The sequence below is a fragment of the Variovorax sp. PBL-E5 genome, assembly GCF_901827185.1.
In the GTDB taxonomy this organism is placed as follows: domain Bacteria; phylum Pseudomonadota; class Gammaproteobacteria; order Burkholderiales; family Burkholderiaceae_C; genus Variovorax.
Genome location: NZ_LR594671.1, coordinates 2,193,800 through 2,220,172 on the forward strand (window position 1 = coordinate 2,193,800; position 26,373 = coordinate 2,220,172).

At 67.7% G+C, this 26,373-nt stretch carries 26 protein-coding genes; 15 read left to right on the forward strand and 11 right to left on the reverse strand.

The window, feature by feature from the left end; all coding sequences use genetic code 11:
- Positions 1-26 precede the first annotated feature (26 nt).
- Together WDLP6_RS10735 and WDLP6_RS10740 are read left to right on the forward strand one after the other, a co-directional pair.
- Positions 27-737 carry a phosphatase PAP2 family protein gene (locus WDLP6_RS10735; protein WP_162592318.1) on the forward strand — a complete coding sequence of 237 codons (711 nt, stop codon included), beginning with the start codon at positions 27-29 and terminating at the stop codon, positions 735-737.
- Between the two features lie 43 nt (positions 738-780).
- A complete protein-coding gene (locus WDLP6_RS10740; RefSeq protein ID WP_162592319.1) occupies positions 781-2,514 on the forward strand; it encodes a phosphoethanolamine transferase in 1,734 nt (577 codons plus the stop codon).
- Positions 2,515-2,517: 3 nt separating this feature from the next.
- Here the strand turns inward: WDLP6_RS10740 and WDLP6_RS10745 are convergent, their stop codons facing one another.
- Positions 2,518-3,096 carry a peroxidase-related enzyme gene (locus WDLP6_RS10745; protein ID WP_162592320.1) on the reverse strand — a complete coding sequence of 193 codons (579 nt, stop codon included), beginning with the start codon at positions 3,094-3,096 and terminating at the stop codon, positions 2,518-2,520.
- 168 nt (positions 3,097-3,264) lie between these two features.
- Between WDLP6_RS10745 and WDLP6_RS10750 the strand changes: the two genes are divergently transcribed.
- Genes WDLP6_RS10750 through WDLP6_RS10760 form a run of 3 tightly spaced genes read left to right on the forward strand, consistent with a single transcriptional unit; the run spans position 3,265 to position 7,128 of the window.
- The gene (locus WDLP6_RS10750) at positions 3,265-4,014 is read left to right on the forward strand and encodes a gluconate 2-dehydrogenase subunit 3 family protein (protein WP_162592321.1); all 750 of its coding nucleotides are present in this window, start codon (positions 3,265-3,267) and stop codon (positions 4,012-4,014) included.
- A gap of 10 nt (positions 4,015-4,024) precedes the next feature.
- Positions 4,025-5,797 (forward strand): GMC family oxidoreductase, encoded by a 1,773-nt coding sequence (locus tag WDLP6_RS10755; protein ID WP_162592322.1) that lies wholly within the window; start codon positions 4,025-4,027, stop codon positions 5,795-5,797.
- Complete coding sequence (locus tag WDLP6_RS10760) at positions 5,794-7,128, forward strand: c-type cytochrome (RefSeq protein ID WP_162592323.1); 1,335 nt, start codon at positions 5,794-5,796, stop codon at positions 7,126-7,128. Before WDLP6_RS10755 ends, WDLP6_RS10760 begins: the two co-directional genes overlap by 4 nt.
- 3 nt (positions 7,129-7,131) lie before the next feature.
- Here WDLP6_RS10760 and eutC read toward each other — a convergent pair whose 3' ends face one another.
- Together eutC and WDLP6_RS10770 are read right to left on the reverse strand one after the other, a co-directional pair.
- Positions 7,132-7,935, reverse strand: a complete 804-nt coding sequence (eutC, locus tag WDLP6_RS10765) for an ethanolamine ammonia-lyase subunit EutC (RefSeq protein WP_162592324.1) — start codon at positions 7,933-7,935, stop codon at positions 7,132-7,134.
- Entirely contained in the window at positions 7,932-9,326 is a 1,395-nt protein-coding gene (locus WDLP6_RS10770) for an ethanolamine ammonia-lyase subunit EutB (protein ID WP_162592325.1), read from the reverse strand. The genes eutC and WDLP6_RS10770 overlap by 4 nt, the downstream gene beginning before the upstream one ends.
- Positions 9,327-9,397: 71 nt before the next feature.
- Between WDLP6_RS10770 and WDLP6_RS10775 the strand changes: the two genes are divergently transcribed.
- Entirely contained in the window at positions 9,398-9,781 is a 384-nt protein-coding gene (locus WDLP6_RS10775; RefSeq protein ID WP_443083452.1) for an FKBP-type peptidyl-prolyl cis-trans isomerase, read from the forward strand.
- A gap of 6 nt (positions 9,782-9,787) precedes the next feature.
- Here WDLP6_RS10775 and WDLP6_RS10780 read toward each other — a convergent pair whose 3' ends face one another.
- From WDLP6_RS10780 to WDLP6_RS10790, 3 genes are all read right to left on the reverse strand, one after another.
- Positions 9,788-11,101 (reverse strand): type II toxin-antitoxin system HipA family toxin, encoded by a 1,314-nt coding sequence (locus WDLP6_RS10780; protein WP_162592327.1) that lies wholly within the window; start codon positions 11,099-11,101, stop codon positions 9,788-9,790.
- A 3-nt stretch (positions 11,102-11,104) separates the two neighbouring features.
- Positions 11,105-11,413, reverse strand: coding sequence for a helix-turn-helix domain-containing protein (locus tag WDLP6_RS10785; RefSeq protein ID WP_162592328.1), 309 nt, complete (start codon positions 11,411-11,413; stop codon positions 11,105-11,107).
- A gap of 239 nt (positions 11,414-11,652) precedes the next feature.
- Positions 11,653-13,248: a glucan biosynthesis protein gene (locus WDLP6_RS10790; protein WP_162592329.1), complete on the reverse strand. Its 1,596-nt coding sequence runs from the start codon at positions 13,246-13,248 to the stop codon at positions 11,653-11,655.
- 136 nt (positions 13,249-13,384) lie between these two features.
- On the opposite strand from WDLP6_RS10790, the gene ada reads away from it, so the two are divergent.
- From ada to alkB, 3 genes are all read left to right on the forward strand, one after another.
- The gene (ada, locus tag WDLP6_RS10795; RefSeq protein ID WP_162592330.1) at positions 13,385-14,461 is read left to right on the forward strand and encodes a bifunctional DNA-binding transcriptional regulator/O6-methylguanine-DNA methyltransferase Ada; all 1,077 of its coding nucleotides are present in this window, start codon (positions 13,385-13,387) and stop codon (positions 14,459-14,461) included.
- An 11-nt stretch (positions 14,462-14,472) separates the two neighbouring features.
- Positions 14,473-15,213: a 2OG-Fe(II) oxygenase gene (locus WDLP6_RS10800; protein ID WP_162595051.1), complete on the forward strand. Its 741-nt coding sequence runs from the start codon at positions 14,473-14,475 to the stop codon at positions 15,211-15,213.
- A gap of 129 nt (positions 15,214-15,342) precedes the next feature.
- Positions 15,343-15,993: a DNA oxidative demethylase AlkB gene (alkB, locus tag WDLP6_RS10805; RefSeq protein ID WP_443083453.1), complete on the forward strand. Its 651-nt coding sequence runs from the start codon at positions 15,343-15,345 to the stop codon at positions 15,991-15,993.
- Positions 15,994-16,018: 25 nt separating this feature from the next.
- On the opposite strand, the gene WDLP6_RS10810 is transcribed toward alkB, so the two are convergent.
- Both WDLP6_RS10810 and WDLP6_RS10815 read right to left on the reverse strand, forming a co-directional pair.
- The gene (locus WDLP6_RS10810) at positions 16,019-17,074 is read right to left on the reverse strand and encodes an MBL fold metallo-hydrolase (protein ID WP_162592332.1); all 1,056 of its coding nucleotides are present in this window, start codon (positions 17,072-17,074) and stop codon (positions 16,019-16,021) included.
- Between the two features lie 4 nt (positions 17,075-17,078).
- Entirely contained in the window at positions 17,079-17,666 is a 588-nt protein-coding gene (locus WDLP6_RS10815) for a LuxR C-terminal-related transcriptional regulator (protein WP_162592333.1), read from the reverse strand.
- Positions 17,667-17,740: 74 nt separating this feature from the next.
- On the opposite strand from WDLP6_RS10815, the gene WDLP6_RS10820 reads away from it, so the two are divergent.
- From WDLP6_RS10820 to WDLP6_RS10830, 3 genes are read left to right on the forward strand one after another with little or no spacing between them, the layout of a single operon-like run.
- The gene (locus WDLP6_RS10820) at positions 17,741-18,553 is read left to right on the forward strand and encodes a CoA transferase subunit A (RefSeq protein ID WP_162592334.1); all 813 of its coding nucleotides are present in this window, start codon (positions 17,741-17,743) and stop codon (positions 18,551-18,553) included.
- A 1-nt stretch (position 18,554) separates the two neighbouring features.
- Complete coding sequence (locus tag WDLP6_RS10825) at positions 18,555-19,193, forward strand: 3-oxoacid CoA-transferase subunit B (RefSeq protein WP_162592335.1); 639 nt, start codon at positions 18,555-18,557, stop codon at positions 19,191-19,193.
- Positions 19,194-19,212: 19 nt separating this feature from the next.
- Positions 19,213-20,592 carry a CoA transferase gene (locus tag WDLP6_RS10830; protein WP_162592336.1) on the forward strand — a complete coding sequence of 460 codons (1,380 nt, stop codon included), beginning with the start codon at positions 19,213-19,215 and terminating at the stop codon, positions 20,590-20,592.
- A 22-nt stretch (positions 20,593-20,614) separates the two neighbouring features.
- On the opposite strand, the gene WDLP6_RS10835 is transcribed toward WDLP6_RS10830, so the two are convergent.
- The 3 genes from WDLP6_RS10835 to WDLP6_RS10845 all read right to left on the reverse strand — a co-directional run bounded on the left by WDLP6_RS10835 (position 20,615) and on the right by WDLP6_RS10845 (position 22,467).
- Positions 20,615-20,887, reverse strand: a complete 273-nt coding sequence (locus WDLP6_RS10835) for a hypothetical protein (RefSeq protein ID WP_162592337.1) — start codon at positions 20,885-20,887, stop codon at positions 20,615-20,617.
- A gap of 107 nt (positions 20,888-20,994) precedes the next feature.
- Entirely contained in the window at positions 20,995-21,351 is a 357-nt protein-coding gene (locus WDLP6_RS10840; protein WP_162592338.1) for a cupin domain-containing protein, read from the reverse strand.
- Positions 21,352-21,504: 153 nt separating this feature from the next.
- On the reverse strand, positions 21,505-22,467 hold the full coding sequence (locus WDLP6_RS10845; RefSeq protein ID WP_162592339.1) for a LysR family transcriptional regulator: 963 nt from the start codon (positions 22,465-22,467) through the stop codon (positions 21,505-21,507).
- Positions 22,468-22,569: 102 nt separating this feature from the next.
- Here WDLP6_RS10845 and WDLP6_RS10850 point away from each other — a divergent pair, with 102 nt between their 5' ends.
- From WDLP6_RS10850 to WDLP6_RS10860, 3 genes are read left to right on the forward strand one after another with little or no spacing between them, the layout of a single operon-like run.
- Positions 22,570-24,090, forward strand: a complete 1,521-nt coding sequence (locus tag WDLP6_RS10850) for a CoA-acylating methylmalonate-semialdehyde dehydrogenase (RefSeq protein WP_162592340.1) — start codon at positions 22,570-22,572, stop codon at positions 24,088-24,090.
- A gap of 10 nt (positions 24,091-24,100) precedes the next feature.
- On the forward strand, positions 24,101-25,255 hold the full coding sequence (locus tag WDLP6_RS10855; RefSeq protein ID WP_162592341.1) for an acyl-CoA dehydrogenase family protein: 1,155 nt from the start codon (positions 24,101-24,103) through the stop codon (positions 25,253-25,255).
- Positions 25,252-26,367 (forward strand): enoyl-CoA hydratase/isomerase family protein, encoded by a 1,116-nt coding sequence (locus WDLP6_RS10860; RefSeq protein WP_162592342.1) that lies wholly within the window; start codon positions 25,252-25,254, stop codon positions 26,365-26,367. Before WDLP6_RS10855 ends, WDLP6_RS10860 begins: the two co-directional genes overlap by 4 nt.
- The last annotated feature ends 6 nt before the right edge of the window (positions 26,368-26,373 follow it).

A 26,373-nucleotide genomic window follows, 5' to 3' on the forward strand; every position in this document is an offset into this window, starting at 1 on the left:
GGCGCCGCTTGCGGCTTGCCCCATCCATGGCCCGTTCCGCTGCCTACCGACCGCTCGTCCTGACCCTCGTTGCCCTGGCCTTGCTGATCGCCTGGGACTCGACATCCCTCGATCTGGTGCTCGCGCGCCTGTTCGCGACGCCCGCCGGTTTCCCCTGGCGCGACGAATGGTTCCTGGTCAAGGTGATGCACGAGGGCGCCAAGTCGCTGAGCTGGGTGCTGGTCATCGGCCTGTTCGTCTGCATCCGCTGGCCGGTCGGCATCCTGCGGCGGCTCTCGGTGCGCGAACGCGCGCAGCTCGCGGTGACGACCATGGTCTCGGTGCTGGTGATCTCGCTGATCAAGCACAGCAGCGCCACCAGCTGCCCGTGGGATCTGCAGGCCTTCGGCGGCACGGCGCGGTACGTGTCGCACTGGTCCTGGGGCGTCAAGGACGGCGGCGGCGGCAAGTGCTTCCCGGCCGGCCATGCCTCCGCGGCCTTTGCCTACCTCGGCGGCTACTTCGCGTTCCGGCGCAGCGCGCCCGGTGTGGCCCGCGTGTGGCTGGGCGTGGCGCTGGCGGCCGGGCTGATCCTGGGGCTCAGCCAGCAGCTTCGCGGCGCGCACTACATGAGCCATACACTCTGGACTGCCTGGATATGCTGGGCGGTCGCGTTGATCATCGACGCGCTGGTGCGTCGGATGCCGCGCCCGCGCGGCGAAGCGTTGCCGGTCCCGCCGGCGATGCCACCCGCGTGACCGAATCTGAATGGCTCCTGATACCTCATTCAGCGATGGTCCGATGTCCGGTCTGCAAGCTTCCTCCGCGCCTATTTCACCCCTTCCACTCAACCCTTCCGGTCCCCCCGGTTCGCCGTGGTCTCGCCTCGACCGGTGGATCGCGCGGCCGCGTTCGGCGCGCACGGTCGTCGTCTGGCTGAGCCTGTATCTCACGCTGGCCGCGAACTGGCCGCTGTGGAACGAGCTGGCGCGCATCGGCGGTGCGCCCAGCGTCTACATGCCGACGGTCGCACTGATGGCGCTGCTCACGGTGTGCGGGACGGTGGCGATGCTGTCCTTCACCGCGTGGTCGCGCTGGATGAAGCCCCTGTGGTTCGCCGTCGTGCTGCTGGCGGCCGTGGTGCAGCACTACATGCTGAGCTACCGGATCGTGATGGATCCCAGCATGGTCGCGAATGCCGTGCAGACCGATCCCGACGAAGTGCGCGACCTGCTGAGCTGGGGACTGCTGCTCGACGTGCTGCTGGTTGCCGTCGTGCCGGCGTGGGCGCTCTGGCGCATGCGCATCGCGCCCCAGCACATCGTGTCGCAAGCCTGGCGCAATGCGGTGCTGCTGATCGTCGCGGTCGCGCTGGCGGTCGGCGGCATGCTCGTCATGAACCGCGAACTCGCGCCGCTGATGCGCAACAACGTCCATCTGCGTTACATGATCAATCCGTTGGCCAGCGTCTATTCGGCGGTGGCGGCGGTGGTCAAGCCCATGTTCCGGCACAGCCGCAAGCTGATTCCGGTGACGGCCGGCACCACGCTCGGCGCCAGCTATGCGGCGCAGGCGCGGCCGCCGCTGTTCGTGCTGATCGTCGGCGAGACGGCGCGCGCCGATCACTTCGCGCTCAACGGCTACGCGCGCGACACCACGCCCGAACTCGCCGCGCGTCACGTGCTGAGCTTTCGCGACGTGCATTCCTGCGGCACCAACACGCAAGCCTCGGTGCCGTGCATGTTCTCGCCGCTCGGCAAGCATGATTTCGAGGCGCGCAAGGACGACTACGAGAACCTGATGGATGTCCTGCAGGCCGCCGGCCTCGCGGTGTTCTGGCTCGACAACCAGCCGGGCGGTTGCAAAGGCGTGTGCGACCGGATCCCGCACGCGTCGGCCTTCAGTCCGCTCGATGCGGCCGTGAAGAAGACGATGTGCGACGGCGACGAATGCCTCGACGACGTGATGCTCAGAGGCCTGGACGAGCGGCTGGCCGCGCTGCCGGCCGAGCGCCGCAGCAAGGGCGTGGTGCTGGTGATGCACCAGATGGGCAGCCATGGCCCGGCCTACTACAAGCGCTCGTCGCCCGACGTGAAGCGCTTCATGCCGGAATGCACGACCAACGCGCTGGCCGAGTGCAGCCACAGTGAACTGATCAATGCCTTCGACAACTCGATCGCCTACACCGACCGCTTCCTCGGCAAGACCATCGACTGGCTGCAGGGCCAGTCGACGCACTACGACACGGCGCTGCTCTACCTGAGCGACCACGGCGAATCGCTGGGCGAATACGGACTGTTCCTGCACGGCGCGCCCTACAGCTTCGCGCCCGAGGTGCAGAAGCACATCCCGATGGTGATGTGGTTCGACGCCGGCATGAGCGCGCGGCGCAAGCTGTCGCGGCCCTGCCTGGATGCAGACCTGGATGCGCCGCTGACCCAGGACAATCTCTATCACACCGTGCTCGGCCTGATGGACGTCCACAACAAGACCTACAAGCCCGCGCTCGACGCGCTGGCGTCCTGCCGCGGCTAGCCGCTATTTCTTCTCGCGCGGCAGACGGCCCATCAGGAAGAACTCCGGATTCGGCTGCATGCCGGCGAAGCTGGCCATGCGGTTCGAGAGGCCGAAGAAGGCCGTGATGGCCGCGATGTCCCAGATGTCCTCGTCGCTGAAGCCGTGCGCATGCAGCGGCGCGAAATCGCCGTCGTCGATCTCGTGCGCGCGTTCGCAGACCTTCATCGCGAAGGCGAGCATCGCGTGCTGACGCGGCGTGACGTCGGCCTTGCGCCAGTTGACGGCGACCTCGTCGGCCACCAGCGGTTTCTTCTCGTAGATGCGCAGCAGCGCGCCGTGCGCGACCACGCAGTAGAGGCACTGGTTGGCCGCGCTGGTGGCCGTCACGATCATCTCGCGGTCGCCCTTGGTGAGCGAGCCTTCCTCCTTCAGCATCAGCGCGTCGTGATAGGCGAAGAAAGCGCGCCACTCGGCCGGCCGGCGTGCCAGCGCGAGGAAGACGTTGGGCACGAAGCCGGCTTTCTCCTGCACCGCGAGCACGGCGGTGCGGATGTCCTCGGGCAGGTCGGCCATCTCGGCCAAGGGGTATCGCGCGGTCATCGGTGTCTCCTTGTGCAGCGGTGCGATGCGAGTCCTGGATCATAGGCAGACGGCAGAACTGACTGTGCGCGTCAGGTCGATGGCGTCTTCGCCTACAGGCGGCGTTGTTTTTCGACGGCACGATAGGCGCTCGCACAACAAAAGGCGGCCCGACCGCCCACCAACGCGATGAGCGAAGCGTCCCATCCGGACCGGCGTGGTTTTCTGCGCCGCTCCATAGCGATCGTCCCCGCCGCGGCGGGTCTCACGGCCAGCATCGGGTCCGCGCAAAGTCCTCCCTCATCGTCGCCGTCATCGTCTCTGCCGGGTGGATCGCCACAGGGCAGCCGTTCGCCGTCGAACTACTCGCCGGTCTATTTCAACGCCAGCGAATGGGCCTTCGTGAAGGCCGCGGTGGCGCGGCTGATTCCGTCGGACGACACCGGCCCGGGCGCGATCGAGGCGGGCGTGCCGGAGTTCATCGACCGGCAGATGGAAGGTGCGTTCGGCCATGCCTCGACGTGGTACACGCAAGGCCCCTTCCTCGAGGCCTCTCCCTTGCTCGGCTACCAGGGCAAGATGGTCCCGCGCGAGGTCTATCGCGCCGGGATCGCGGCGACCGACGCGCGCTGCCGCAAGCAGTATGCGGACAAGGGCTTCGCGCAGCTCAGCGCCGCGCAGCAGGACGAGGTGCTCAAGGGCCTGGAGGTCGGCAGCTTCGCGCTGGAAGGCGTGGGTGCCACGGACTTCTTCGGCTACCTGCTGCAGAACACCAAGGAAGGCTACTTCAGCGATCCGATCCACGGCGGCAACAAGAATGCCGAGGCCTGGAAGATGATCGGGTTTCCGGGTGCGCGCGCCGATTTCGCGGACTGGGTCGACAAGCCCGGCGCGCGCTACAACCTGCCGCCCGTCAGCATCGCCGGGCCGCAGGGCTGAGAGGCAGCGCATGGCCAACATCAAGAAGCCCGGCGTCGATGCGGTGCTGGTCGGCTTCGGCTGGACCGGCGCCATCATGGGCATGGAACTCACCGCGGCGGGGCTCAAGGTCCTGGCGCTCGAACGCGGCGAAGCGCGCGACACGCAACCCGACTTCGCCTATCCGCGCATCACCGACGAACTCACCTACGGCATCCGCGGCAAGCTGTTCCAGAACCTCTCGCGCGAGACCGTCACCATCCGCCACACGCCCGCGGACGTGGCCGTGCCTTATCGGCAGCTGGCGTCGTTTCTGCCCGGCGACGGCGTCGGCGGCGCGGGCGTGCACTGGAACGGCCATCACTGGCGCGCACTGCCCGACGACCTGCGCATCCGCAGCCGCTTCGAAGAGCGCTACGGAAAGAAATTCATCCCCGAGGGCATGACCATCCAGGACTTCGGCGTGAGCTACGAGGAGCTCGAGCCGCACTTCGACCAGTTCGAGAAGATCTGCGGCACCTCCGGCAAGGCCGGCAACCTGCGCGGCCAGATCCAGCCCGGCGGCAATCCCTTCGAGGGCGCGCGCGCCAACGAATTCCCGCTGCCGCCACTGGCCTCGCCCAACAGCGCCCGCCTGTTCGAGAAGGCGGCGCGCGAACTCGGCTACCACCCGTTCCCGCAGGCCGCGGCCAATGCCTCGCGCGCCTACACCAACCCGCATGGCGCGCAGCTCGGGCCGTGCAACTTCTGCGGCTTCTGCGAGCGCTACGGCTGCTACATGTACTCGAAGGCCTCGCCGCAGACCACGCTGCTGCCGACGCTGATGAAGCGCCCGAACTTCGAGCTGCGCACGCGTTCGCAGGTGCTGCGCGTCAACATGGCGCCCGACGGCAAGCATGCCACCGGCGTGACCTACATCGACGCCGAAGGCAATGAGGTCGAGCAGCCGGCCGACCTGGTCGTGCTGTGCGCCTACCAGTTCCACAACGTGCGGCTCCTGCTGCTGTCGAACATCGGCAAGAAGTACGACCCGGCCACCGGCGAGGGCGTGGTCGGTCGCAACTACGCCTACCAGCTCAACGGCGGCGCGACACTCTTCTTCGACAAGGAGCAGCCGATGAATCCCTTCGTCGGCGCGGGTGCCAGCGGGCATGTGCTCGACGATTTCGACGGCGACAACTTCGACCATGGCCCGCTGGGTTTCGTGGGCGGCGCGAGCATCAACTGCATCAACACCGGCGGGCGGCCGATCCAGCAGATGGCGATTCCGCCGGGCGTGCCGAAATGGGGTGCGGAATGGAAGAAGGCGGTGAAGGAAAACTACCTGTTCCAGGCCAGCGTCGGCAGCCAGGGTTCGGTCATGGCGTATCGGGACAACTACCTGGATCTCGATCCGACCTACAAGGACGTTCACGGCCAGCCGCTGCTGCGCATGACCTTCGACTGGAAGCCCAACGACCTTGCGATGACCGAGTTCATCGGCACCAAGGTCGAACAGATCGCGCGTGCGATGGGGCCGAAGATGATGAGCATGGGCTTCCAGAAGCAGGGCGCTCACTACGACGTGCGCTACTACCAGTCCACCCACAACACCGGCGGCGCGCCGATGGGCACCGATCCGTCGACCAGCGCGGTCAATCGCTTCCTGCAGGTGTGGGACGTGCCCAACGTGTTCGTGATGGGCGCCAGCGCCTTTCCGCAGAACTTCGGCTACAACCCGACCGGCATGGTGGGTGCGCTCGCGTACTGGTCGGCCAAGGCGATCCGGGAGACATATCTGAAGAACCCGGGAGCGTTGGCATGATTGGCCTCAGCCCCAGTCTTCGCGCACTTCAGGGCATGGCGCTGGTGGCGGCGTACGTCGTGCTGCCGGCGCTCGCGCAGGACAAGCCGGCCGATGGCCTGCTCGAACACGGCCGCTATCTCGCACAGGCGGGCGATTGCGTCAGCTGCCACACCGCACCCGGTGGCGCGCCCTTTGCCGGCGGCCTGAAAATGAAGACGCCGTTCGGCACCATCGTCTCGACGAACATCACGCCCGATCCGCAGGGTGGCATCGGCGACTACAGCGAGGCCGACTTCGCGCGCGCCGTGCGCGAGGGTGTCGGCAAGGGCGGCTTTCATCTGTACCCCGCCATGCCCTATCCCTCGTTCGCGCGCATCCGCGACGACGACATGCATGCGCTCTACACCTTCTTCCAGAAGGGCGTGAAGCCGGTCGCGGAGAAGGCGCCGCCGACGCATCTGTCCTTTCCCTTCAACATGCGCTTCCTGATGGTGGGCTGGAACTGGCTCTACCTCGACAAGGGCGTCTACGTGGACGACAGCGCGCGCAGCGCCGAATGGAACCGCGGCGCCTACCTCGTGCAGGGCCTGGGCCATTGCGGCGACTGCCACACGCCGCGCAGCATCGCCGGCGGCGTGAAGGCGCAGAGCGAGAAGGACGGCGATGCCTATCTCTCGGGCACGATCATCGACGGCTGGTACGCGCAGCCGCTGCGCCACACCGGCCAGCCGAGCGTGTCGCAATGGACGACCGAGCAGATCGTGAACTACCTGCAGAGCGGCCGCACCGGCGAGACCGCAGCCTTCGGCCCGATGGTGCAGGTGGTGGAGAACAGCACGCAGCACATGTCGAAGGAAGATCTGTCGGCCGTCGCGGCCTATCTGCAGTCGGTCGGGGCCAAGCCGGATGCGCCGCCCGCGGTGACGCAGGCGAGCGTCCTCGCAGCCGCGGTCAACCATCCCAGCACGAAGGCACTGCAGGCCGGCGCGATCACCGGCAACAGCGGCGCGATGGTCTACATGAACAACTGCGCGGCCTGCCATCGCGCAAGCGGCATCGGCGCCGAGAAGACCTTTCCCGCGCTGGCCGGCAACAGCGTCGTCAACGTCAAGGATCCGACCTCGCTGATCCGGCTCGTGCTCGGCGGCTCGGCCATGGCAAGCACCGTCCAGGCGCCGTCGGCCATCGCGATGCCGGACTTCGGCTGGCGCCTGACCGACGCCAACGTGGCCGACGTGCTGAACTTCGTGCGCTCGAGCTGGGGCAACCAGGGCGATGCCGTGAGCGCGGCCCAGGTGGCCGCGGTGCGCAAGGCGCTGCCGCAGCCGGTCGCCGCGAAGACGCCCTGAGCCTCAATCGTGGCGCTGCGCGTCTGGCAGGGACGCGGCATGCGCGTGCGGCGCGCGCAGCGCGAGCTCGCTGTCGTCCTTGAGCGCCACGCCGGTGAGACCGCGCGCCAGCGCCGCCTGCATCAGCCATGCGAGCTTGAACGCCGCGGCAGGGCAGGCCAGGCCTTCGGGCCGCACGTTGGAGATGCAGTTGCGCTCGGCGTCGCTGCGCCCGCGGCGCGGCGAATGCGTGAGGTAGACGCCGAGGCTGTCGGGCGAACTCAGGCCCGGCCGCTCGCCGATCAGCATCACCGACAGCCGTGCGCCGAAGAGCTCGCCCACCTCGTCCGCGAGCGCCACGCGCGCCTGCGATGCGATCACGATCGGCGCCAGCGACAGCGCGGCAGACAGCTGTGGCCGCAGTGCCGCCAGCAGCGGCATCGCGTGCCGCTCGATCGCGAGCGCGGACAGGCCGTCGCCGATCACGATGCAGACATCGCGCGCAGCGGTGTCGGCGCGCAGGCGCTGCGCGTCCTGCGCATCGAGCTGCCGGCCCAGGTCGGGGCGGCGCAGGTAGGTCGCACGATCGGCGGCGCGGCTGTGCACCTGCATCGTGGTCCAGCCCTCGGCGCGCAATGCAGTTTCGAGCGATGCGACATCGAGCGCGGCGTGCACCGCGTCGCGTGCCATCGCATGCGCCCAGCCGAAGCGCAGGACTTCGTCGGTCGGCATGCCCGCGCCGGCACGGCCGAGCGCGAGGCGGGCCGGCGTGGCCGCGCGCCATTCGCGCCATGGGCTGGCGGTGACGATGTCGTCCTTCGTGTTCATCGCGCGAGCGCCTTCAACGCATGCATGTCGGCAAGCAGGTGCTGCGACGAGGGCGTCAGGAGCCGGCCCGCGCCATCGGTGATCCGCATGCGCTGCAGCCATGCCTCGAACTCCGGCGCGCGCTTCAATCCCATCGTCTCGCGCAGGAACAGCGCATCGTGGAAGGAGGTGCTCTGGTAGTTGAGCATCACGTCGTCCGCGCCGGGCACGCCCATGATGAAGTTGATGCCCGCGGTGCCGAGCAGCACCAGCAGCGTGTCCATGTCGTCCTGGTCGGCCTCGGCATGGTTGGTGTAGCAGACATCGCAGCCGAGCGGCAGGCCGAGCAGCTTGCCGCAGAAATGGTCCTCGAGCCCGGCGCGGATGATCTGCTTGCCGTCGTAGAGGTACTCGGGTCCGATGAAGCCGACCACCGTGTTGACCAGCAGCGGCCGATAGCGCCGCGCGAGCGCATAGGCGCGTGCCTCGCAGGTTTGTTGATCGACGCCGAAGTTGGCATCGGCCGACAACGCGCTGCCCTGGCCGGTCTCGAAGTACATGAGGTTGTCGCCGAGGGTGCCGCGTCCGAGCGACAGCGCGGCAGCCTGCGCTTCGTCGAGCAGCTCGGGCGTCACGCCGAAGGAACGGTTGGTCTTCTCGGTGCCGCCGATGGACTGGAACACGAGGTCGATCGGCGCACCTGTCTCCGCCAGCTTCAGCGTCCGGGTGACGTGCGTCAGCACGCAGCTCTGGGTCGGTATCTCGAAGCGCTGGATCAGCTCGTCGAGCATGCGCAGCAGATCGCCCAGCACCGGCGTGCTGTCGGAGGCCGGGTTGAGTCCGATCACCGCATCGCCCGCGCCCATCAGCAGGCCGTCGAGCGTGGAAGCAGCGACGCCGCGCAGGTCGTCGGTCGGATGGTTGGGCTGCAGCCGCACCGACAGATGCCCCGGCAGCCCGATGGTGTCGCGAAAGCGCGTGACCACGCTGCACTTGCGCGCGACGGCGACCAGGTCCTGGTTGCGCATCAGCTTCGAGGCCGCGGCCACCATCTCGGGCGTGAGTCCGGGCGCGAGCGCCGTCAGCGCGGCGGTGCCGGCGCGTTCCGACAGCAGCCAGTTGCGAAAATCGCCGACCGTCAGGTGCGAAACCGGCGCGAAGGCCTGCGCATCGTGGCCGTCGATGATGAGCCGGGTGATGTTGTCGTCCTCATAGGGAACGAGGGCTTCGCTGAGGAATTGCCTGAGCGGCGTCTCGGCCAGCACATGGCGTGCCGCCATGCGTTGCTGCGCGGTGGCGGCGCTGATCTGCGCGAGCTCGTCGCCCGAGCGCGCCGGGCTCGCCATGGCCATGACCTGCCTGAGGTCGTCGAAGCCGAAGACTTGCGAATCGATCGTGGTCCGGTAGCGCATGAGCTCGCAATAATGGCCTGTTTTTCATTCATTCAGGAAATCTCGTGCGATCCTTCTTCTGTGCGGCCCTCGTGTCCTTCTGCGTCTTGCCTGCTGCCTGGGCCCAGAGTGCGCCCGTCACCACCCCGAGCGGGCTCGTCTACCAGTCGCTGAAGGAGGGCACCGGCGCCTCGCCCACCGCCGCCGACACCGTCAAGGTTCACTACCGCGGCACCTTTCCCGACAGCGGCAAGGAATTCGACAGCTCCTACCAGCGTGGCGAGCCGATCGAGTTCCCGCTCAGCGGCGTGATCCCGTGCTGGACCGAGGGCGTGCAGAAGATGAAGCCGGGCGGCAAGGCCAGGCTGACCTGCCCGCCTTCGATCGCCTACGGCGCGCGCGGTGCAGGCGGCGTGATTCCGCCCAATGCGACGTTGAATTTCGAGGTCGAGCTGATCTCGGTCAAGGGGCGCTGAGCCGGCCTATTTCAGCGGCAGCAGCAGGCTGCCGATCTGCTCGACCTGTTCGGCGCCGACCTGCGCCTGGGCGGCGAAGGAACGCCATGCCCCGATCGCCGAGCGGACCCGGTCGATGACGCGCGGTGCCGTGCCGATGCCGAAGCGCTCGGCTTCCGCCAGCAGGTCGTCCTCGGTGAAGTCCTTGAACTTGCCGTTGACGGCCATGAGGTGCTGGGAGGTCCACTCGCCCTTCGGGTTGTGCGCGAAGTTGAGGTCGTAGGCCGGTGAAAGCTCCCAGGGATGGCCCTGGCGAAGCCGGAACGAGAAGTTCTTCGTGTGGTCGTCGCAGTTGCGGCCCATGACATTGAAGACCATGCGCCGGAAGGCTTCCTCCTTGTCCTCGTAGGGGAGGCCGAGCCTGTTCATCGTGTCGAACAGCTGGGCGTAGGAGTTCGTGCCCTTCTTCTTGTAGTCCAGGTGGGCCATCGCGCACAGCGTCTGCATGTGGTGGCGCACGTCCGCATCCTCGCGGTCGAAGCGGCGCGTCATGAAGTGGGCGCGGCCGTTCTCTTGCAGGAGGCGGCATTCGGTCATGTCGATGCCGGCTTCCCGGGCCATGAGGTGGTAGGCGTACTCGATGCGGCCATAGCCCTGGGAGGTGCCGAGTTCGTTGTCCATCCCCATGCCGTCGAACTTGAGCAGCCAGTGCTCGAATCCGGGCGGCGCCTCGAGCTGGCCGGCGCGGATTTCCTCGCTCTCGCGATTCCAGGCGATCACAGCCTTGGCGCGGGCACCGCCGGCGGAGGTACCGACCTCGATGATGCTGCGCAACGCGGCGTTGGCATGGTCGTCGTTCTCGAGCGAACCGGCGACCGCCTTGCGCGCCTCGACGACCAGCCGGCTCAACTGGATCGCCATCGGCTTCTGGGTCGCCGGGCCGCGCGCCGGCTTGAACTGGAGCGCGCCCATCGCGCGGTTGTTCATGTAGGCGAGCCGGTCCAGGGCCGTGATGTCCTGCGGCGAGATGCCGCGGTCGGCCATCCAGCGGTTGATGAGCGCGTTGCCGAAGTCGTCGGGCAGCGCGTCGTTGAGCATGGCCGGCAGGCGCTTGTAGGTTTCCACGGGCAGGTCCGTGAACAGGAAGGTCCGGTCGGCGGCCAGCGGCATCTGCAGGGGCGAAGGCTCGATGCGGCCGGCCTGGAACTGCGGCGTGTAGCGGAAGGCGTAGAAGCCGTAGCCCGGATCGAGTGCAACGACGCCGACGCGCTCGCCCCACAGGTGGATCTCGACGCTGTCGACGTGCTTGTAGCCGGTGGTCCTCGGCTTGCGGGTGGCCATGGCTCAGGTCGGCGCAGGTTTGCGCGTCGTCGCACGCTGCCGTGGCGCGGCGGCCCGGGTCAGCGTGAGCGGATTGATGGTGGCGACCGGCGCGATGGTCTTGAGCCAGTCCTCACGGCCGAGCGCGCGCAGCACGGAAACCAGCGTCCTGATGCTCGAACCCAGGCCGCCCTCGAGATTCTTGAGCGCGTGCAGGCTGACGCCCGCACGTTCGGCGACAGTCTTCTGGTCGATGTTCTGATCGAGGCGCAGCGCGCGCAGACTGGCGCCAAGGCTTGCTTCGAGGTCGGCTGTCGTTTGATAGCTTGGCACGGGTGCTCCTGATGGATTTGGATCGAATCGGGAGAGAGTCCATAAAAGACCTATTTAGGCCTATAGATTTATGGTATTGCCAATTATGAACCTATTTGGGTCTCTTATTGCAAGTGATAAGAGATCCCAGAAAAGTCCCAATACGGTCTTTTGTAAAGAATCTAGCTTACGACAGGCCCAATTCGTTATCTTGACGCAAGGCGCCTGCGCCCTCCGCGTGAAGTTGCGGGTCGAACCGCTCAGAACGGCTGATATTGGTACAGCCATGTCTCCGTCAGCGGCTGATCGCCGAGCTTCAGGAACAGGCGCATGTCGACCGGATCGTTGCCCTCGGCCGCGAAGTCGAATTGCGCGCGCCAATGACCCGCCATGCCGTCGGGTACCGCTTCCGAAAAGATGTACGAGAACTTGCCGCGCGATGCGGTCAGCACGAGCTCGGGCTTGACGCCGAAGGGAATGGCTTCGAGCGGCTTGCCGATGAACTCGACCATGAACTTGCGCACGCCCTGCGGCCGCGGCTGGCCGGGCTGGCCACCGCGCCCAAGGCGCGTCGCGACGCAGCGTGCGAGCGGCGAAGGGAAGGGCTCGTCCGCCGCCCAATGCAGCCGGTACTTGAGGCTGTAGCTGCTGCCCGCCGTGGCCGGCGCCTTGGGCACCCAGCAGGCGAGGATGTTGTCGTGGATCTCGTCATCGGTCGGTATTTCGATGAGCTGCACCGCGCCTTCGCCCCAGTCGCCGATCGGCTCCACCCACAGGCTCGGGCGCTTCTCGTAGCCGACGCCGTCCTGGTAGTGGTCGAAGACGCGATCGCGCTGCAGCAGGCCGAAGCCGTGCGGACTCTTGTCGGCAAAGGAAGAGGCGCGGGTCTGGGTGGGATTGTTGAGCGGGCGCCAGATGCGCTCGCCGGCGCCGTTCCACATCGCCAGGCCATCCGAGTCGTGCACCTCGGGGCGCCAGTCGATGCCGGTGGGCTTGACCGTTTCGGAGTACCAGTACATCGACGTCAGCGGCACCAGTCCGAACCGGCCGACATCGCGCCGCAGGAAGAGGCGCGCGTCGATGTCCATCAGCACCGCACGGCCGCGCTGCATGACGAACTTGTAGGCACCGGTGATGCTCGGCCCTTCGAGCAGTGCATAGACCGTCATCGCGGACGAATCCGAACTCGGCGGCTCGAAGTAGAAGCGGGTGAAGCTCGGAAACTCCTCCGGCCGATCGGGCATCGCGGCATCGAGCGCGATGCCGCGCGCCGACAGGCCGTACTGGTAGAGCTCGCCGATGGCGCGGAAATACGAGGCGCCGAGGAAGGCGACCCAGTCGTTCGTTTCCCAGGGCAGCTTCTTCTGATCGCCCAGCCGGCTCTCCTGCAGACGAAAGCCGGCAAAGCCGGCGCCGTCGGGCAGCTTGCGCGCGGGGCTGTCGGCCGGCATGCTGAAGTACGAAGCGTCGTAGACGATCTCGCGCGCGAAACCATCGCCGCTCGCCATCTCGAGCACGTGCATGTGGACCGGCGTCTGGAAATAGCGGCCCAGATGGAAGAAGGTGACCGGAAAGGCGCCCGGCCCCTCGCGGAACAGCGCGTTGTCGGTGTTGAACTTGATCTTGCCGTGCGCGTCGTAGTCGATCTGCTGCAGCACGTCCGCAGGCAAGGAGTTGTCGGCCACGTAGGGCCTGCCGGCCAGCGACTTCGCGCGCGCCACAAGACGTTCGAAGGAAAAGGGCCGGGGCTCGCCGAGCTGGAGTCCGGCCGCTGCGAGCGCATTCAGGGGAATGCCGAGGGCGGCAAGCGCCGCGGAGGCGCCACCGGCGAAAAGAAGTGAGCGACGATCGATCATTGCCCAGAATGGTAGCGAGCCCTTGCAGTGTGTCCCGTAGGCCGATGACTGAATTCGAAAGCAAGACCCGGAGTGCGCCGACGGCAGGTCATCCCTAAAGTGACGCCATCGACCCCTTCAAGGATGCAAGATGAACATGAATAGTCTCAACGAAATGCGTGCCCTCGCCACGGTGAGCGATCCACGCTGGGCGGCCGTTGCGGCGCGTGACCCGGCTGCCGACGGCCGCTTCTTCTATTCGGTGCGCACCACCGGCGTGTACTGCCGGCCTTCCTGCGCGGCGCGGCCGGCACGGCCCGAGAACGTGGCCTTCCACGCCACCGCTGCGGAAGCCGAGCGCGCGGGCTTTCGTCCCTGCAAGCGCTGCAAGCCGGATCAGCCCGCACTGGCCGAACAGCATGCGGCCATGGTGGCCGAACTGTGCCGCTTCATCGAAGGTGCCGACCAGCCGCCGACGCTCGATGCGCTGGCAGAGCGCGCGGGCCTCAGCAGCTATCACGTGCACCGGGTCTTCAAGGACATCACGGGCCTCACGCCCAAGGCCTATGCAGCGGCGCACCGTGCCCGGCGCGTGCGCCGTGAGCTCGGGCGCAGCGAGACGGTGACCGGTGCGATCTACGACGCCGGCTACAACTCCAACGGCCGCTTCTACGAAAACTCGAATGAGGTGCTGGGCATGACGCCCACCACCTGGCGCGCGGGCGGCGCGGGCACCGACATCCGCTTCGCCATCGGCGAATGCGCGCTCGGCGCGATCCTGGTCGCGCAAAGCGAACGCGGCGTGTGCGCGATCGCGCTCGGCGACGACCCCGAGGCGCTGGTGCGCGATCTGCAGGACCAGTTTCCGCAGGCCCGGCTTCTCGGCGGCGACGCGCGCTTCGAGCAGCTGGTCGCCCGGGTGGTGGGCTTCGTCGAGGCGCCCGGTCTGGGGCTCGATCTGCCGCTCGACGTGCGCGGCACGGCCTTCCAGCAGCGGGTGTGGCAGGCACTGCGCGAGATCCCCGCGGGCAGCACGGCGAGCTATGCCGACGTGGCGCGGCGCATCGGCGCGCCGAAGTCGGTGCGCGCGGTGGCGCAGGCCTGCGGTGCCAATCATCTGGCGGTGGCGATTCCGTGCCATCGCGTGGTGCGCAGCGACGGCCATCTGTCGGGCTACCGCTGGGGCGTGGAGCGCAAGAGCGCGTTGCTGCAGCGGGAGGCCAAGGGCGCATGAACGCGCGGGACATGGGCATGCCGGTCGCGCGCCATACGACGGCGAACGACGTCGAACAGCGTGTCGATGCGATCGACTGGATGCGCGTCGGCGACGATCTCGATGCGGAAGGCAACGCCGTGATCGAAGGCCTGCTGTCGCCGTCCGAATGCGCGTCGCTTGCCGCGCTCTATGCACAAGACGCGCGCTTTCGCAGCCGCGTGCTGATGGCGCGGCACGGCTTCGGCCGGGGCGAGTACAAGTACTTCGCCTATCCCTTGCCTGGCCTCGTGGCCGGACTTCGCGAGGCGATCTATCCGCGGCTGGTGCCGATCGCCAACCGATGGAACGAGCTCATGCGCATCGACGTCCGCTATCCGGAGCGACATGCCGACTTCATCGCGCGCTGCCACGCGGCGGGGCAACTGCGCCCGACACCGCTGCTGCTGCAGTACGAGACCGGCGACTACAACTGCCTGCACCAGGACCTGTATGGCGAGCATGTGTTTCCGTTGCAGCTGGTGATCCTGCTGTCCGAGCCCGGCCGCGATTTCGGCGGCGGTGAGTTCATGCTGACCGAGCAGCGGCCGCGCATGCAATCGCGTCCCATGGTGCTGCCGCTGCGGCAGGGCGATGCGGCGGTGATCGCGGTGCACCACCGGCCGGTGCAGGGCACGCGCGGGGTCTACCGCGTCAATCTGCGGCATGGCGTGAGTTGTGTGCGATCGGGCTTGCGGCACACCGCCGGCATCATCTTTCACGACGCTGAATGAAACTCGCCCCCAAGCTTGCCTACTTCGTGTGACCGCCAACCCCCTGCCTGGGGCAACACCTGCGGCCCGGCGGAGCCGGGTCCGCGGTGTTTCCCGAAAGGGATGTCGTAGTTCTTTGCGATGAATGCTTTGACACCTGACCTGTTCGAATCGCCTGTCGAGTTCCAGGGCACCGTGCCGATCGAGCCCGGCGCGGTGCTGCTGCGCGGGTTCGCAGGACCGCATGCGACGACCCTGTACGCGGACTTGATGCGGGTCATCGCCGAGGCGCCGCTGCGTCACCTCGTCACGCCCGGCGGCTTTCGCATGTCGGTGGCGATGAGCAACTGCGGCGCGCTGGGCTGGGTGTCGGATCGCACGGGCTATCGCTACGACGCCATCGACCCCGACAGCGGCCGGCCCTGGCCGCCGCTTCCGGCCTCGTTCATGCAGCTCGCGACCCAGGCCGCCGCCGCGGCCGGCTTCGAAGGCTTCGCGCCCGACGCCTGCCTGATCAACCGCTACGAACCCGGCACGCGGCTGTCCCTGCATCAGGACCGCGATGAGCGCGATCTGCGGCAGGCCATCGTCTCGGTGTCGCTCGGCATTCCCGCGGTGTTCCTGTTCGGCGGTGCGAAGCGGGCCGACACCACGCAGCGCATTCCGCTCGGCCACGGCGATGTCGTGGTGTGGGGCGGGCCGGCGCGGCTGCACCATCACGGCGTGCTGCCGTTGAAGGATGCGTGGCATCCGTTCATGGGCGCGTGCCGCATCAACCTGACCTTCCGCAAGGCGCGCTGACAGGCAGGCGGCCGGTCGCGCGGCTTCAGGCCTTCTCGCGCGGCGCGATCGTGCGCGTCCCGCCGATCGGCAGCACGAAGAAGCTGTCGTCCGGCAGGCCCCGCTCGCCGCGCACGGCGGCCAGCCGGCGCGGTGGCTCGTCGAGCGATTCGTCGGTCAGCTCGAAGGTGCCCCAGTGGATCCCGAGCGAGCGCTTGACGCCGAGGTCCGCATGGATCTGCAGCGCTTCCTCGACGTCCACATGCTGCTCCCGCATGAACCAGCGCGGTGCGTAGGCGCCGATGGGAATCAGCGCGATGTCGAAGCCACCGCCTCGGGCCGCGGACTGCCGGTCTTCGAAGTGCCGGCGGATGTCGCCGAAATCGCGCGAATAGCCGGTGTCGCCGGCGAAGAACAGATGGCACTCGGGCGCGAGCACGGCGAAGCCGCCCCACAGCGTGGCCAGCGCATCGCGCGGGCTGCGCGAGGACCAGTGCTGCGCCGGCACCAGTGTCACTTCGACTTCGCCGTGCGGCGTCGGCACCGGATGCCGATCCCACCAGTCCAGCTCCACCGCATGGGCGATGCCGTGCGCCGCCATCCATGACGCGAGGCCGAGCGGCACGACGAACAGCGGCGGCCCGCCGGCCTGCTGGTTCAATGCCGCGACCGAGCCCGTATCGAGATGGTCGTAGTGGTTGTGCGAGATCAGCACCAAGTCCACGTGCGGCAGATCGGACAGTGCGATGCCCGGCGGCACATGCCGCTTCGGTCCGGCGAACTGCACCGGCGATGCACGTTGCGAGAACATCGGATCGGTCAGCACGGTGAGTCCGCCCACCTGCGCGAGGACCGTGGCATGACCGATCCAGGTCACCGCGGGCGCCATCCGCGCGCCGGCCCCGGCATTGGCATGCAGCCATTCCAGGTCCGGCGTCATCCGCGGCGTTGGCACGAGCGGCGGTCGTGGCAGGCCGGCGCGTGCGGCCTGCCGGCGCCAGCGCAGCAGTTCGGACAGGCTCTTGGTCTTGAACTCGGTGTAGTTGTTCTGGAAGCCACGGGCGCGGTGATGCGGTTTGGGCGGGTCGGCGTCAAGGGTCATTGGCTCATCCTGCAATCAATTTCTGCACCAGCTCGGCGGTCGTCGCGGCCGCATATTTGCGCATCAGGCGAGCACGGTGGAGTTCGACGGTGCGATGGCTGATCGCCAGCGCGCGGCCGATCTCCTTGGAGGTCAGGCCCTGCATCACCTGCGCCGCCACTTCGCGTTCGCGCGGCGTGAGCTCGGCCTTGGCGCTGCGGCGCGAGCCGAGGTCCTCGAAGATCCAGATGCCGGCTTCGTGCGGCGCCGCGCGGTTGAGCGCCTGGCCGCTCACATGGCACCAGAAGGTTTCGCCGGCGAAGGCGCCGTGCAGGTTGCCGACGCGCTGCATCATGCGGCTGTCGGCATAGCGGCCGTTGGCATTGAGGATCGGCTCCATGCGCTTGCCGATGCGCTCGAATTCGGCGACGCTCGGGTACAGCACGCGGAACGACTGGCCGATCAGCGCATCGCGGGCGGCACCGAACATCTCGCACAGGCGCGCGTTGCAATCGACGATGGTGCGATAGCGCGAGACCACCATGCCCACCGGCGCATGCTCGAAGGCAAGCCGGTAGTCGATGAGGGCCGCGCCGGGGTCGGGTGTCGCCATTACGAAATACTACGTATGTTTATACGTAGTATCGTCCTGACTCTGCATCCACCCAACCAACCGAACGAGGAAACATGGCGAACAAGATCTACCCCTCCGCCGACGCGGCGCTCAAGGGCGTCGTGGCCGACGGCCAGACGCTTGCCGTCGGCGGCTTCGGCCTGTGCGGCATTCCCGAGGCGCTGATCGACGCGCTGCACGACTCGGGCGTGAAGAACCTCACCTGCATCTCGAACAACGCGGGCGTCGACGGCTTCGGCCTCGGCAAGCTGCTCGGCACGCGCCAGATCAAGCGGATGATCGCGAGCTACGTCGGCGAGAACAAGGAGTTCGAACGCCAGTTCCTCGCCGGCGAACTCGAGCTCGAATTCACGCCGCAGGGCACGCTGGCCGAGAAGCTTCGCGCCGGCGGTGCCGGCATCCCGGCCTTCTTCACCAAGACCGGCGTCGGCACGCAGGTGGCCGAAGGCAAGGAACTGCGCGAGTTCGACGGCGAGACCTACGTGATGGAACGCTCGCTGGTGCCCGACGTGGCGCTGGTCAAGGCCGACGTGGCCGACAGGTCGGGCAATCTGCGCTTTCGTCTCACGGCGCGCAATTTCAATCCGGCCGCGGCGATGGCGGGCAAGATCTGCATCGTCGAGGTCGAGAAGATCGTCGAGGTCGGCGAACTCGCGCCGGACGACATTCATCTGCCGGGCATCTACGTGCACCGCATCGTGCTCAACAGCACGCCGGAAAAGCGCATCGAGAAACGCACCGTGAGTGCCGCAGCGCCAGTCGATGCCGCGGCCGCCAAGGTCGAGGCACAGGCCGCCATCGCGCAAGCCGCGGTCGGCAGCGAAGTCCCGGTGCCGAAGGTGCCGGTCAACAAAAAAGGAGCCTGACATGCCCTGGACCCAGGACCAGATGGCGGCCCGCGCCGCGCAAGAACTCGAAGACGGTTTCTACGTCAACCTCGGCATCGGCATCCCGACGCTGGTCGCGAATTTCGTCGGCGACAAGGAGGTCTGGCTGCAAAGCGAGAACGGCATGCTCGGCATCGGTCCGTTCCCGACCGAAGACCAGGTCGACGCCGACCTGATCAACGCCGGCAAGCAGACCGTGACCACCATTCCCGGATCGGCGATCTTCGGCAGCCACGACAGCTTCGCGATGATCCGCGGCGGCAAGATCAACCTCTCGATCCTCGGTGCGATGCAGGTCAGCAGCAAGGGCGATCTGGCCAACTGGATGATCCCCGGCAAGATGGTCAAGGGCATGGGCGGCGCGATGGACCTGGTCGCCGGCGTCAAGCGCGTGATCATCCTGATGGAACACGTGGCGAAGAAGAAGGACGGCACCGAGGACCTGAAGATCCTCGAGCAATGCACGCTGCCGCTGACCGGCGTCGGCGTGGTCGACCGCATCATCACCGACCTCGCCGTGCTCGACGTCGTGCCCGAGGGCCTGAAGGTGGTCGAGATGGCGCCGGGCGTGAGTTTCGAGGCGCTGCAGGCCAAGACCGGGACCAAGCTGATCCATTGACCGCGAGGCGGCCCTGACGATGGACGCGATGCAGGCGCTGGACGGGATCTGGCGGCAGGCTGGCTTGCCGCCCGAAGCGCTGGCGCATGCCCGGCTGAGCGGCTCGGAGCCGGTGCTGCCCTCGTCGTTCGCCGTCGGCACGGCCGCGCAGAGCACCATCGCCGCGGCTGCGCTGGCCGCCTGCGAGTTGGGCCACACGCGGGGTGCGCCGCGGCAGGAGGTCGGCGTCGACATGCTGCATGCCGCGCTCGAATGCGTGGGCTGGTTCAGCATCGATGGCCAGGCACCCAATCCGTGGGACGCGTTCTCGGGGCTCTATCGCTGTACGGATGGCGCGGTGCGCGTCCATGCCAATTTTGCGCACCATCGCGATGGTGCGCTGCGCTTGCTGGGCCTCGACCCGGCCGCCGCCCGGCGGGCCGACGCCGAGACCGCGATGCGCCATTGGCGCGCACTCGACTTCGAGGATGCGGCAGCGGCCGCCGGGATGGTCGCCACCGCGCTGCGCAGCTTCGACCAATGGGATGCCACGGCCCAGGGCCGCGCGGTGGCATCGCTGCCGCTGTTTCGTATCGAGCGCATCGGTGATGCGCCGCCGCAGATCCTGCCCGCGCTCGGGCCGCAGGCACGGCCGTTGTCCGGCGTGCGCGTGCTCGACCTCACCCGCATCCTGGCCGGTCCGGTGGGCGGGCGCGCATTGGCGGCCTACGGTGCGGACGTGATGCTGATCAATTCGCCCAGGCTTCCCAATATCGTGTCGATCGCCGACACCAGCCGCGGCAAGCTGTCGGCGCATGCGGACCTCGAAACCCAGGAGGGCCGCGACGCGCTGGCGGGGCTGCTGCGCGAGGCGCATGTCTTCGTCCAGGGCTATCGGCCGGGTGGCCTCGCGGCGCGCGGCTTCGGTCCCGAGGCGTTGGCGCGGGCACGGCCGGGGATCGTCTGCGTGTCCCTTACGGCTTACGGCACCGAGGGGCCCTGGACCGGGCGGCGCGGATTCGATTCGCTGGTGCAGACCGCGATGGGTTTCAATCATGCCGAAGGCGAAGCCGCGGGCGACGGCAAGCCCCGTCCCTTGCCCATGCAGATCCTCGACCAGGCGACCGGCTACCTGATCGCAATGGGTGCGTCGGCGGCGCTGTGGCGTCAATTGCGCGAAGGCGGCAGCTGGCACGTGCAGGTCTCCCTCGCGCAGACGGGGCACTGGTTGCGCGGCCTGGGCCGGGTGCCGCACGGACTCGCGGTGGCGCGGCCCGACTTCGCGCCCTGGCTCGAGACCTCGACCTCGGGATTCGGTGAATTGCGTGCAATGCGTCACAGCGCCCAGCTGTCGCGTACGCCGGCCGCATGGCCGCGTCCTTCGATGCCGCCGGGAAGTGATCCGCCTGTGTGGCCTTGAGTTGCGGGGCGCGCGATGCGTCTCAGAGTGAGCCGATGGCGACGATCAGCATCGACAGGCCGAAACTCGTGGCCACCATCAGCAGTCCGATCGAGACGACCCGGGTTCGGCGCGACAGCCTCTGCGGGAGTGCCGTGATGGAAAGGCCCAGCGGGCTGCGCTTCGCGGCTGCGTCCGGCGAGACCAGCTTCGCGGGCGCGGTCGCACGAGGCACCGGTACGAAACCCGAATCCTGGATCGAAATGGCGGCGGCGTGGCTCACGTGATACTCCGGTCGATGGGCGCTGGTGCGCATGGATGAAGTATTCGCGGCGGCGCTGAATTGCACATCGCCCAGAGGAGCCAAGCGGCACATCCGCCGTGGGCCAATACGGGGGCACCCGGTATCGGCGAGCGCTGGGCTCAGCGATCGGGCATGGGCTGCGCGGACGGGGCCAGCGGCGGACTCGCGAAGGCCATCACGTATTCCATCGGTTCGGCGCCGATGTTCACCAGCTGGCATTCGGCACCCGAAGGCAGGATCAGACTGCAAGGCGCATGGAAGCGTTGCGGGCCGCTCTCCAGATGGAGATTGCCGTACCCTGCCAGCACCAGCACCACGCGATCGCTGTGTTGCGGCTCCAGGTCCGCGCGCGCGTTGACGTCGAGTGTTTCGATCCAGAGTTCGAAGCCCGAGCCCAGTTGTCGGCTGGCGGCTGCAAACCGCCGGCGGCCGACTCCGTGCAGCCGAGGCAGGGTGGAATGATCGATGACGTGCATGAGCGCAGGACGGAAACGATATCGGGGGGCGCAGCCGCCGCGCCGGAGTGGGCAGCATGCTTGACCTGGGTGGCAGTGTTCTCCTTTCGAGCCTCGGTGCATAGAGGTTCAGAGAGCCAACGACGGGCCAACGGCGAGGCTCTCTCCGACCGATCACGCCTTGGACGGCGCTGTTTCAGTCGCCTTCGGGCGGCGCTGCCTGGACGCCGATGGCAATGACCTCGCCGACGCCGGCAGCAGCAGCGCGCGCTGTGCCTCCACCGTCTCGCGCAGGAAGTTCCAGGTGGCCTGCATCCGAGCGAGGTGCTTCGTTTCGGCCGGCACCGACATCCAGAAGGTGCGCGTGAAGTTGGCTTCTTCGGGCAGCACGCGGCGCAGCGACTTGTCGCTCTCGGCGATGAAGGCCGGCAGCACCGCGATGCCTGCGCCCGCCGCCGTGGCTCGGTGCTGCGCCAGGATGCTGGTGCTGCGCAGGGCGAACGAATCGGGCCGGTACAGCTCGTCGAGGAATTGCAGCTCCTTGCTGAAGAGCAGGTCGTCCACGTAGCTGATGAAGGTGTGGCCGCGCAGATCCTCGCGCGTGGCGATGCGCGGGTGCGCCGCCAGATAGCGCGCCGACGCATAGAGCCGCAGCGTGTAGTCGGTGAGCTTGGTCACCACCACCGGCCCGCGGGCCGGCCGTTCGAGCGAGATCACGATGTCGGCCTCGCGGCGCGAAAGGTGCACCAGCCGCGGCATCGCGAGCAGGTCGATCACGAGTTTGGGGTGCGCCTGCGCGAACAGCGCGAGCTGCGGCGCCAGCACCACCGTGCCGAGGCCCTCGGTGGTGCCGATGCGCACCAGCCCCGACAGCCCCTCGTGCGAAGCCGGCGTCGCGCTCTCGACGGTGCGGAAGGCGCTTTCCATGGCCTCCGCCTGTGGCTGCAGCCGGCGGCCGGCTTCGGTCAGCCGATGCCCATCGGCTTCACGGGAGAAGAGCGGCGTACCGACCTCCTTTTCGAGGGCCTGGATGCGGCGCGCGACCGTCGTGTGATCGACCGCGAGCCGGCGCGACGCGCTCATCAGGGTGCCCGAGCGCGCGAGCTCGAGGAAGAAGCGCAGGTTGTCCCAGTCCATGCGTTGCAATTATGCAGATCGCGGGTGCGTATTTGTCTATTGCTTGCGCAAAACTGCAAAGCTAGGATCGCCTTCTGCACCCTTTCTTCAGGAGACAAGTTCATGGACGCCACCACCACCCCCGCGACGAAGGTCGCGACCGTCAAATTGCTGATCGGCGGCAAGTTCGTCGAATCCAAAACCAGCGAGTGGCGCGACATCGTCAACCCGGCGACCCAGCAGGTGCTGGCGCGCGTGCCCTTCGCCACGCAGGCCGAGGTCGATGCCGCCGTGGCTTCCGCCAAGGAGGCCTTCAAGACCTGGCGCAAGACGCCGATCGGCGCGCGCTCGCGCATCTTCCTCAAGTACCAGCAGCTGATCCGCGAGAACATGGCCGAGCTGGCCGCGATCCTCACGGCCGAACAGGGCAAGACCTTGCCCGACGCCGAGGGCGACGTGTTCCGCGGCCTCGAGGTGGTCGAGCATGCCGCCGGCATCGGCAACCTGCAGCTCGGCGAGATGGCCAACAACGTGGCCAACGGTGTCGACACCTACACGCTGCTGCAGCCGCTCGGCGTCTGCGCCGGCATCACGCCCTTCAACTTCCCGGCCATGATCCCGCTGTGGATGTTCCCGATGGCGATCGTCACCGGCAACACCTTCGTGCTCAAGCCCTCCGAGCAGGACCCGATGGTCACCATGCGCCTGTGCGAACTCGCGCTCGAAGCCGGCATCCCGGCCGGCGTGCTCAACGTCGTGCATGGCGGCGAAGCCGTGGTCAACGCGATCTGCGACCACAAGGACATCAAGGCGATCTCCTTCGTCGGCTCGACCAAGGTCGGCACGCACGTCTACAACCGTGCGACGCTCGCCGGCAAGCGCGTGCAATGCATGATGGGCGCGAAGAACCACGCCATCGTCATGCCCGACGCCAACAAGGAGCAGACGCTCAACGCATTGGCCGGTGCGAGCTTCGGCGCCGCGGGCCAGCGCTGCATGGCGGTGTCGGTCGCGGTGCTGGTCGGCGAGGCGCAGAAATGGGTGCCCGACCTGGTCGCCAAGGCGAAAACGCTGAAGATCGGCGCCGGCATCGAGAAGGGCGTCGACGTCGGCCCGCTGGTGTCCTGCGCGGCCTACGACCGCGTCAACGGCCTGATCGAACGCGGCGTGGCCGACGGCGCCACGCTGGCGCTCGACGGCCGCAAGCCCACCGTGCCCGGCTACGAGAAGGGCAACTTCGTCGGACCGACGGTGTTCGCCGACGTCAAGCCCGGCATGACCATCTACGAGCAGGAAATCTTCGGCCCGGTGCTGTGCCTGGCCAACGCCGACAGCATCGACGAGGCGATCGAGCTCATCAACGCCAACCCGAACGGCAACGGCACCGCGATCTTCACGCAGTCGGGCGCTGCGGCGCGCCGCTTCCAGGAAGACATCGATGTCGGCCAGGTCGGCATCAACGTGCCGATCCCGGTGCCGGTGCCGATGTTCTCCTTCACCGGTTCGCGCGCGTCCAAGCTCGGCGACCTGGGGCCGTACGGCAAGCAGGTCGTGCTGTTCTACACGCAGACCAAGACGGTGACCGCGCGCTGGTTCGATGACAGCACTGCGCACGGCCTCAACACGACCATCAGCCTGAAGTAATCTCGGGCGCATGGACTTCGAACTCTCGGAAGAGCAACGGGCCTTTGCGCAGACGGCGCGCGAATTCGCACTGGCCGAATTCGCGCCGCATGCGGCGCGCTGGGATGCGGAGGCGATCTTCCCGAAGGAGGCGATCGCCAAGGCCGGCGAACTCGGCTTCTGCGGCCTCTATGCCCCCGAAAGCATCGAGGGCCTTGCGTTGCCGCGTCTCGATGCCGCGCTGGTGTTCGAGGAGATGGCTGCGGTCGATCCGTCGACCACGGCCTTCATCACGATCCACAACATGGCGACCTGGATGCTCGGCACCTGGGGCGGCCCCGCCGTGCGCGAGCGTTGGGGTGCCGACCTCACGAGCGGCCGCAAGCTGGCGTCGTACTGCCTGACCGAACCGGGCGCGGGCTCGGATGCCGGCTCGCTCAAGACGCGCGCCGAGCTGCAGGGCGGCGAGTATGTCATCGACGGCGGCAAGGCCTTCATCTCCGGCGCCGGCGCGACCGACGTGCTGGTACTGATGGCGCGCACCGGAGCCGGCGGCGCGGGTGGCATCTCGGCCTTCGCGGTGCCGGCCGATGCGCCGGGCATCAGCTACGGCAAGAAGGAACACAAGATGGGCTGGAACAGCCAGCCCACGCGCACCATCAACTTCGACAACGTGCGCGTGCCGGCCGAGAACCTGCTCGGCAGCGAAGGCGAGGGCTTCCGCATCGCGATGAAGGGGCTCGACGGCGGGCGCATCAACATCGCGACCTGCTCGGTCGGCGCGGCGCAGGGCGCGCTCGATGCGGCGCGCCGCTACCTGCACGAGCGCCAGCAGTTCGGCAAGCCGCTCGCGAGCTTCCAGGCGCTGCAGTTCAAGCTGGCCGACATGGCGACCGAACTCGTCGCCGCGCGCCAGATGGTGCGCCTCGCCGCGAGCAAGCTCGACGCCGGCCATGCGGACGCCAGCACCTACTGCGCGATGGCCAAGCGCTTTGCGACCGATGCGGGCTTCAACGTCTGCAACGACGCATTGCAGCTGCATGGCGGCTACGGCTACTTGAGCGAATTCCCGCTGGAGCGGCTGGTGCGCGATGCGCGCGTGCACCAGATCCTCGAAGGCACCAACGAAATCATGCGCGTGATCATTGCGCGCAAGCTTTTGGAAAGCGACAACGACATCCGATGACCGACGCCGTAGTCCTCTTCGACGAAATCAACACCGCCGGCGGGCAGCGCTTCGGCATTGCCACGCTCAACACGCCGGCCTCGCTCAACGCGCTGTCGGTCGACATGGTGCGCCTGCTGACGCCGCGGCTGCGCGCCTGGGCCAAGGATGCGGGCATCGCCGGCGTCATGCTGCAGGCCGCGGGCGAGAAGGCCTTCTGCGCCGGCGGCGACCTGCGCCCGCTGTATGCGACGCTGGGCCAGTACGGGGCCGAACGCAATCCCTACGCCGAAAGCTTCTTCGGCGAAGAGTACGAGCTCGACTACCTGATCCACACCTACCCCAAGCCCTTTCTGTGCTGGGGCCACGGCATCGTGATGGGCGGCGGTATCGGCCTCATGGCCGGTGCATCGCACCGCGTGGTGACGGAAAAGAGCCGGCTCGCGATGCCCGAGATCAACATCGGCCTCTATCCCGATGTCGCGGGCAGCTGGTTCCTGCGGCGCATGCCGGGGCGCGTGGGCTTGTTCCTCGCCTTCACGGCCGCGCCCTTGAACGCGGCCGATGCGATCTTCTGCGGCCTGGCCGACGTCTGCATCGCACATGAGCACAAGTCGCAGGTGCTCGACGCCATCGCCCGCGTCCACTGGCAGGGCGACGCGCAGGCCGATCGCGCCACGCTTTCGCGCCTGCTCGAACCGCATGCGGCGAGCGCCGAGCCGCAGCGTTCGGTCGTGCGCGCGCATTTCGACACCATCAATGCGCTGATGGCCGGCGACGACCTGCTCGCGATCGCGCAGCGGCTGCGCGCGCTGCACAGCGACGATGCGTGGCTGCAGACCGCCGCCGCGACCTTCGTCAAGGGCTCGCCGAGTTCGGCCGCGCTGGCCTTCGCTTTGTGGCAGCGCGTGCACCACATGTCGCTGGCCGAGGTGTTCCGCCTCGAGTACTGGGCGTCGCTGGGCGCCTGCGCGCATGCCGACTTCCGCGAAGGCATCCGCGCGCTGCTGATCGAGAAGGACCGCAACCCGCGCTGGAATCCCGCGACGCTCGAGGAAGTCACGCACGAATTCATCGACGACCATCTGCGTCCGCGCACCCCTGGACCGCACCCGCTGGCCGCACTCACCTGAACACCA

Excerpts from the sequence above, each read along its gene's own strand:
- WDLP6_RS10825 (WP_162592335.1), top strand. The coding sequence starts at position 18,555 with ATGCCCTGGACCCAGGACCAGATGGCGGCCCGCGCCGCGCAAGAACTC.
- WDLP6_RS10745 (WP_162592320.1), bottom strand. The coding sequence starts at position 3,096 with ATGACCGCGCGATACCCCTTGGCCGAGATGGCCGACCTGCCCGAGGAC.
- WDLP6_RS10800 (WP_162595051.1), top strand. The coding sequence starts at position 14,473 with ATGGGCATGCCGGTCGCGCGCCATACGACGGCGAACGACGTCGAACAG.
- ada (WP_162592330.1), top strand. The coding sequence starts at position 13,385 with ATGAATAGTCTCAACGAAATGCGTGCCCTCGCCACGGTGAGCGATCCA.
- WDLP6_RS10845 (WP_162592339.1), bottom strand. The coding sequence starts at position 22,467 with ATGGACTGGGACAACCTGCGCTTCTTCCTCGAGCTCGCGCGCTCGGGC.
- WDLP6_RS10810 (WP_162592332.1), bottom strand. The coding sequence starts at position 17,074 with ATGACCCTTGACGCCGACCCGCCCAAACCGCATCACCGCGCCCGTGGC.
- WDLP6_RS10840 (WP_162592338.1), bottom strand. The coding sequence starts at position 21,351 with ATGCACGTCATCGATCATTCCACCCTGCCTCGGCTGCACGGAGTCGGC.
- WDLP6_RS10830 (WP_162592336.1), top strand. The coding sequence starts at position 19,213 with ATGGACGCGATGCAGGCGCTGGACGGGATCTGGCGGCAGGCTGGCTTG.
- WDLP6_RS10835 (WP_162592337.1), bottom strand. The coding sequence starts at position 20,887 with ATGCGCACCAGCGCCCATCGACCGGAGTATCACGTGAGCCACGCCGCC.
- WDLP6_RS10770 (WP_162592325.1), bottom strand. The coding sequence starts at position 9,326 with ATGCGCTACCGGACCACGATCGATTCGCAAGTCTTCGGCTTCGACGAC.
- WDLP6_RS10755 (WP_162592322.1), top strand. The coding sequence starts at position 4,025 with ATGGCCAACATCAAGAAGCCCGGCGTCGATGCGGTGCTGGTCGGCTTC.
- WDLP6_RS10850 (WP_162592340.1), top strand. The coding sequence starts at position 22,570 with ATGGACGCCACCACCACCCCCGCGACGAAGGTCGCGACCGTCAAATTG.
- WDLP6_RS10760 (WP_162592323.1), top strand. The coding sequence starts at position 5,794 with ATGATTGGCCTCAGCCCCAGTCTTCGCGCACTTCAGGGCATGGCGCTG.
- WDLP6_RS10735 (WP_162592318.1), top strand. The coding sequence starts at position 27 with ATGGCCCGTTCCGCTGCCTACCGACCGCTCGTCCTGACCCTCGTTGCC.
- WDLP6_RS10750 (WP_162592321.1), top strand. The coding sequence starts at position 3,265 with ATGAGCGAAGCGTCCCATCCGGACCGGCGTGGTTTTCTGCGCCGCTCC.
- WDLP6_RS10815 (WP_162592333.1), bottom strand. The coding sequence starts at position 17,666 with ATGGCGACACCCGACCCCGGCGCGGCCCTCATCGACTACCGGCTTGCC.
- eutC (WP_162592324.1), bottom strand. The coding sequence starts at position 7,935 with ATGAACACGAAGGACGACATCGTCACCGCCAGCCCATGGCGCGAATGG.
- WDLP6_RS10860 (WP_162592342.1), top strand. The coding sequence starts at position 25,252 with ATGACCGACGCCGTAGTCCTCTTCGACGAAATCAACACCGCCGGCGGG.
- WDLP6_RS10820 (WP_162592334.1), top strand. The coding sequence starts at position 17,741 with ATGGCGAACAAGATCTACCCCTCCGCCGACGCGGCGCTCAAGGGCGTC.
- WDLP6_RS10790 (WP_162592329.1), bottom strand. The coding sequence starts at position 13,248 with ATGATCGATCGTCGCTCACTTCTTTTCGCCGGTGGCGCCTCCGCGGCG.
- WDLP6_RS10855 (WP_162592341.1), top strand. The coding sequence starts at position 24,101 with ATGGACTTCGAACTCTCGGAAGAGCAACGGGCCTTTGCGCAGACGGCG.
- WDLP6_RS10780 (WP_162592327.1), bottom strand. The coding sequence starts at position 11,101 with ATGGCCACCCGCAAGCCGAGGACCACCGGCTACAAGCACGTCGACAGC.
- WDLP6_RS10740 (WP_162592319.1), top strand. The coding sequence starts at position 781 with ATGTCCGGTCTGCAAGCTTCCTCCGCGCCTATTTCACCCCTTCCACTC.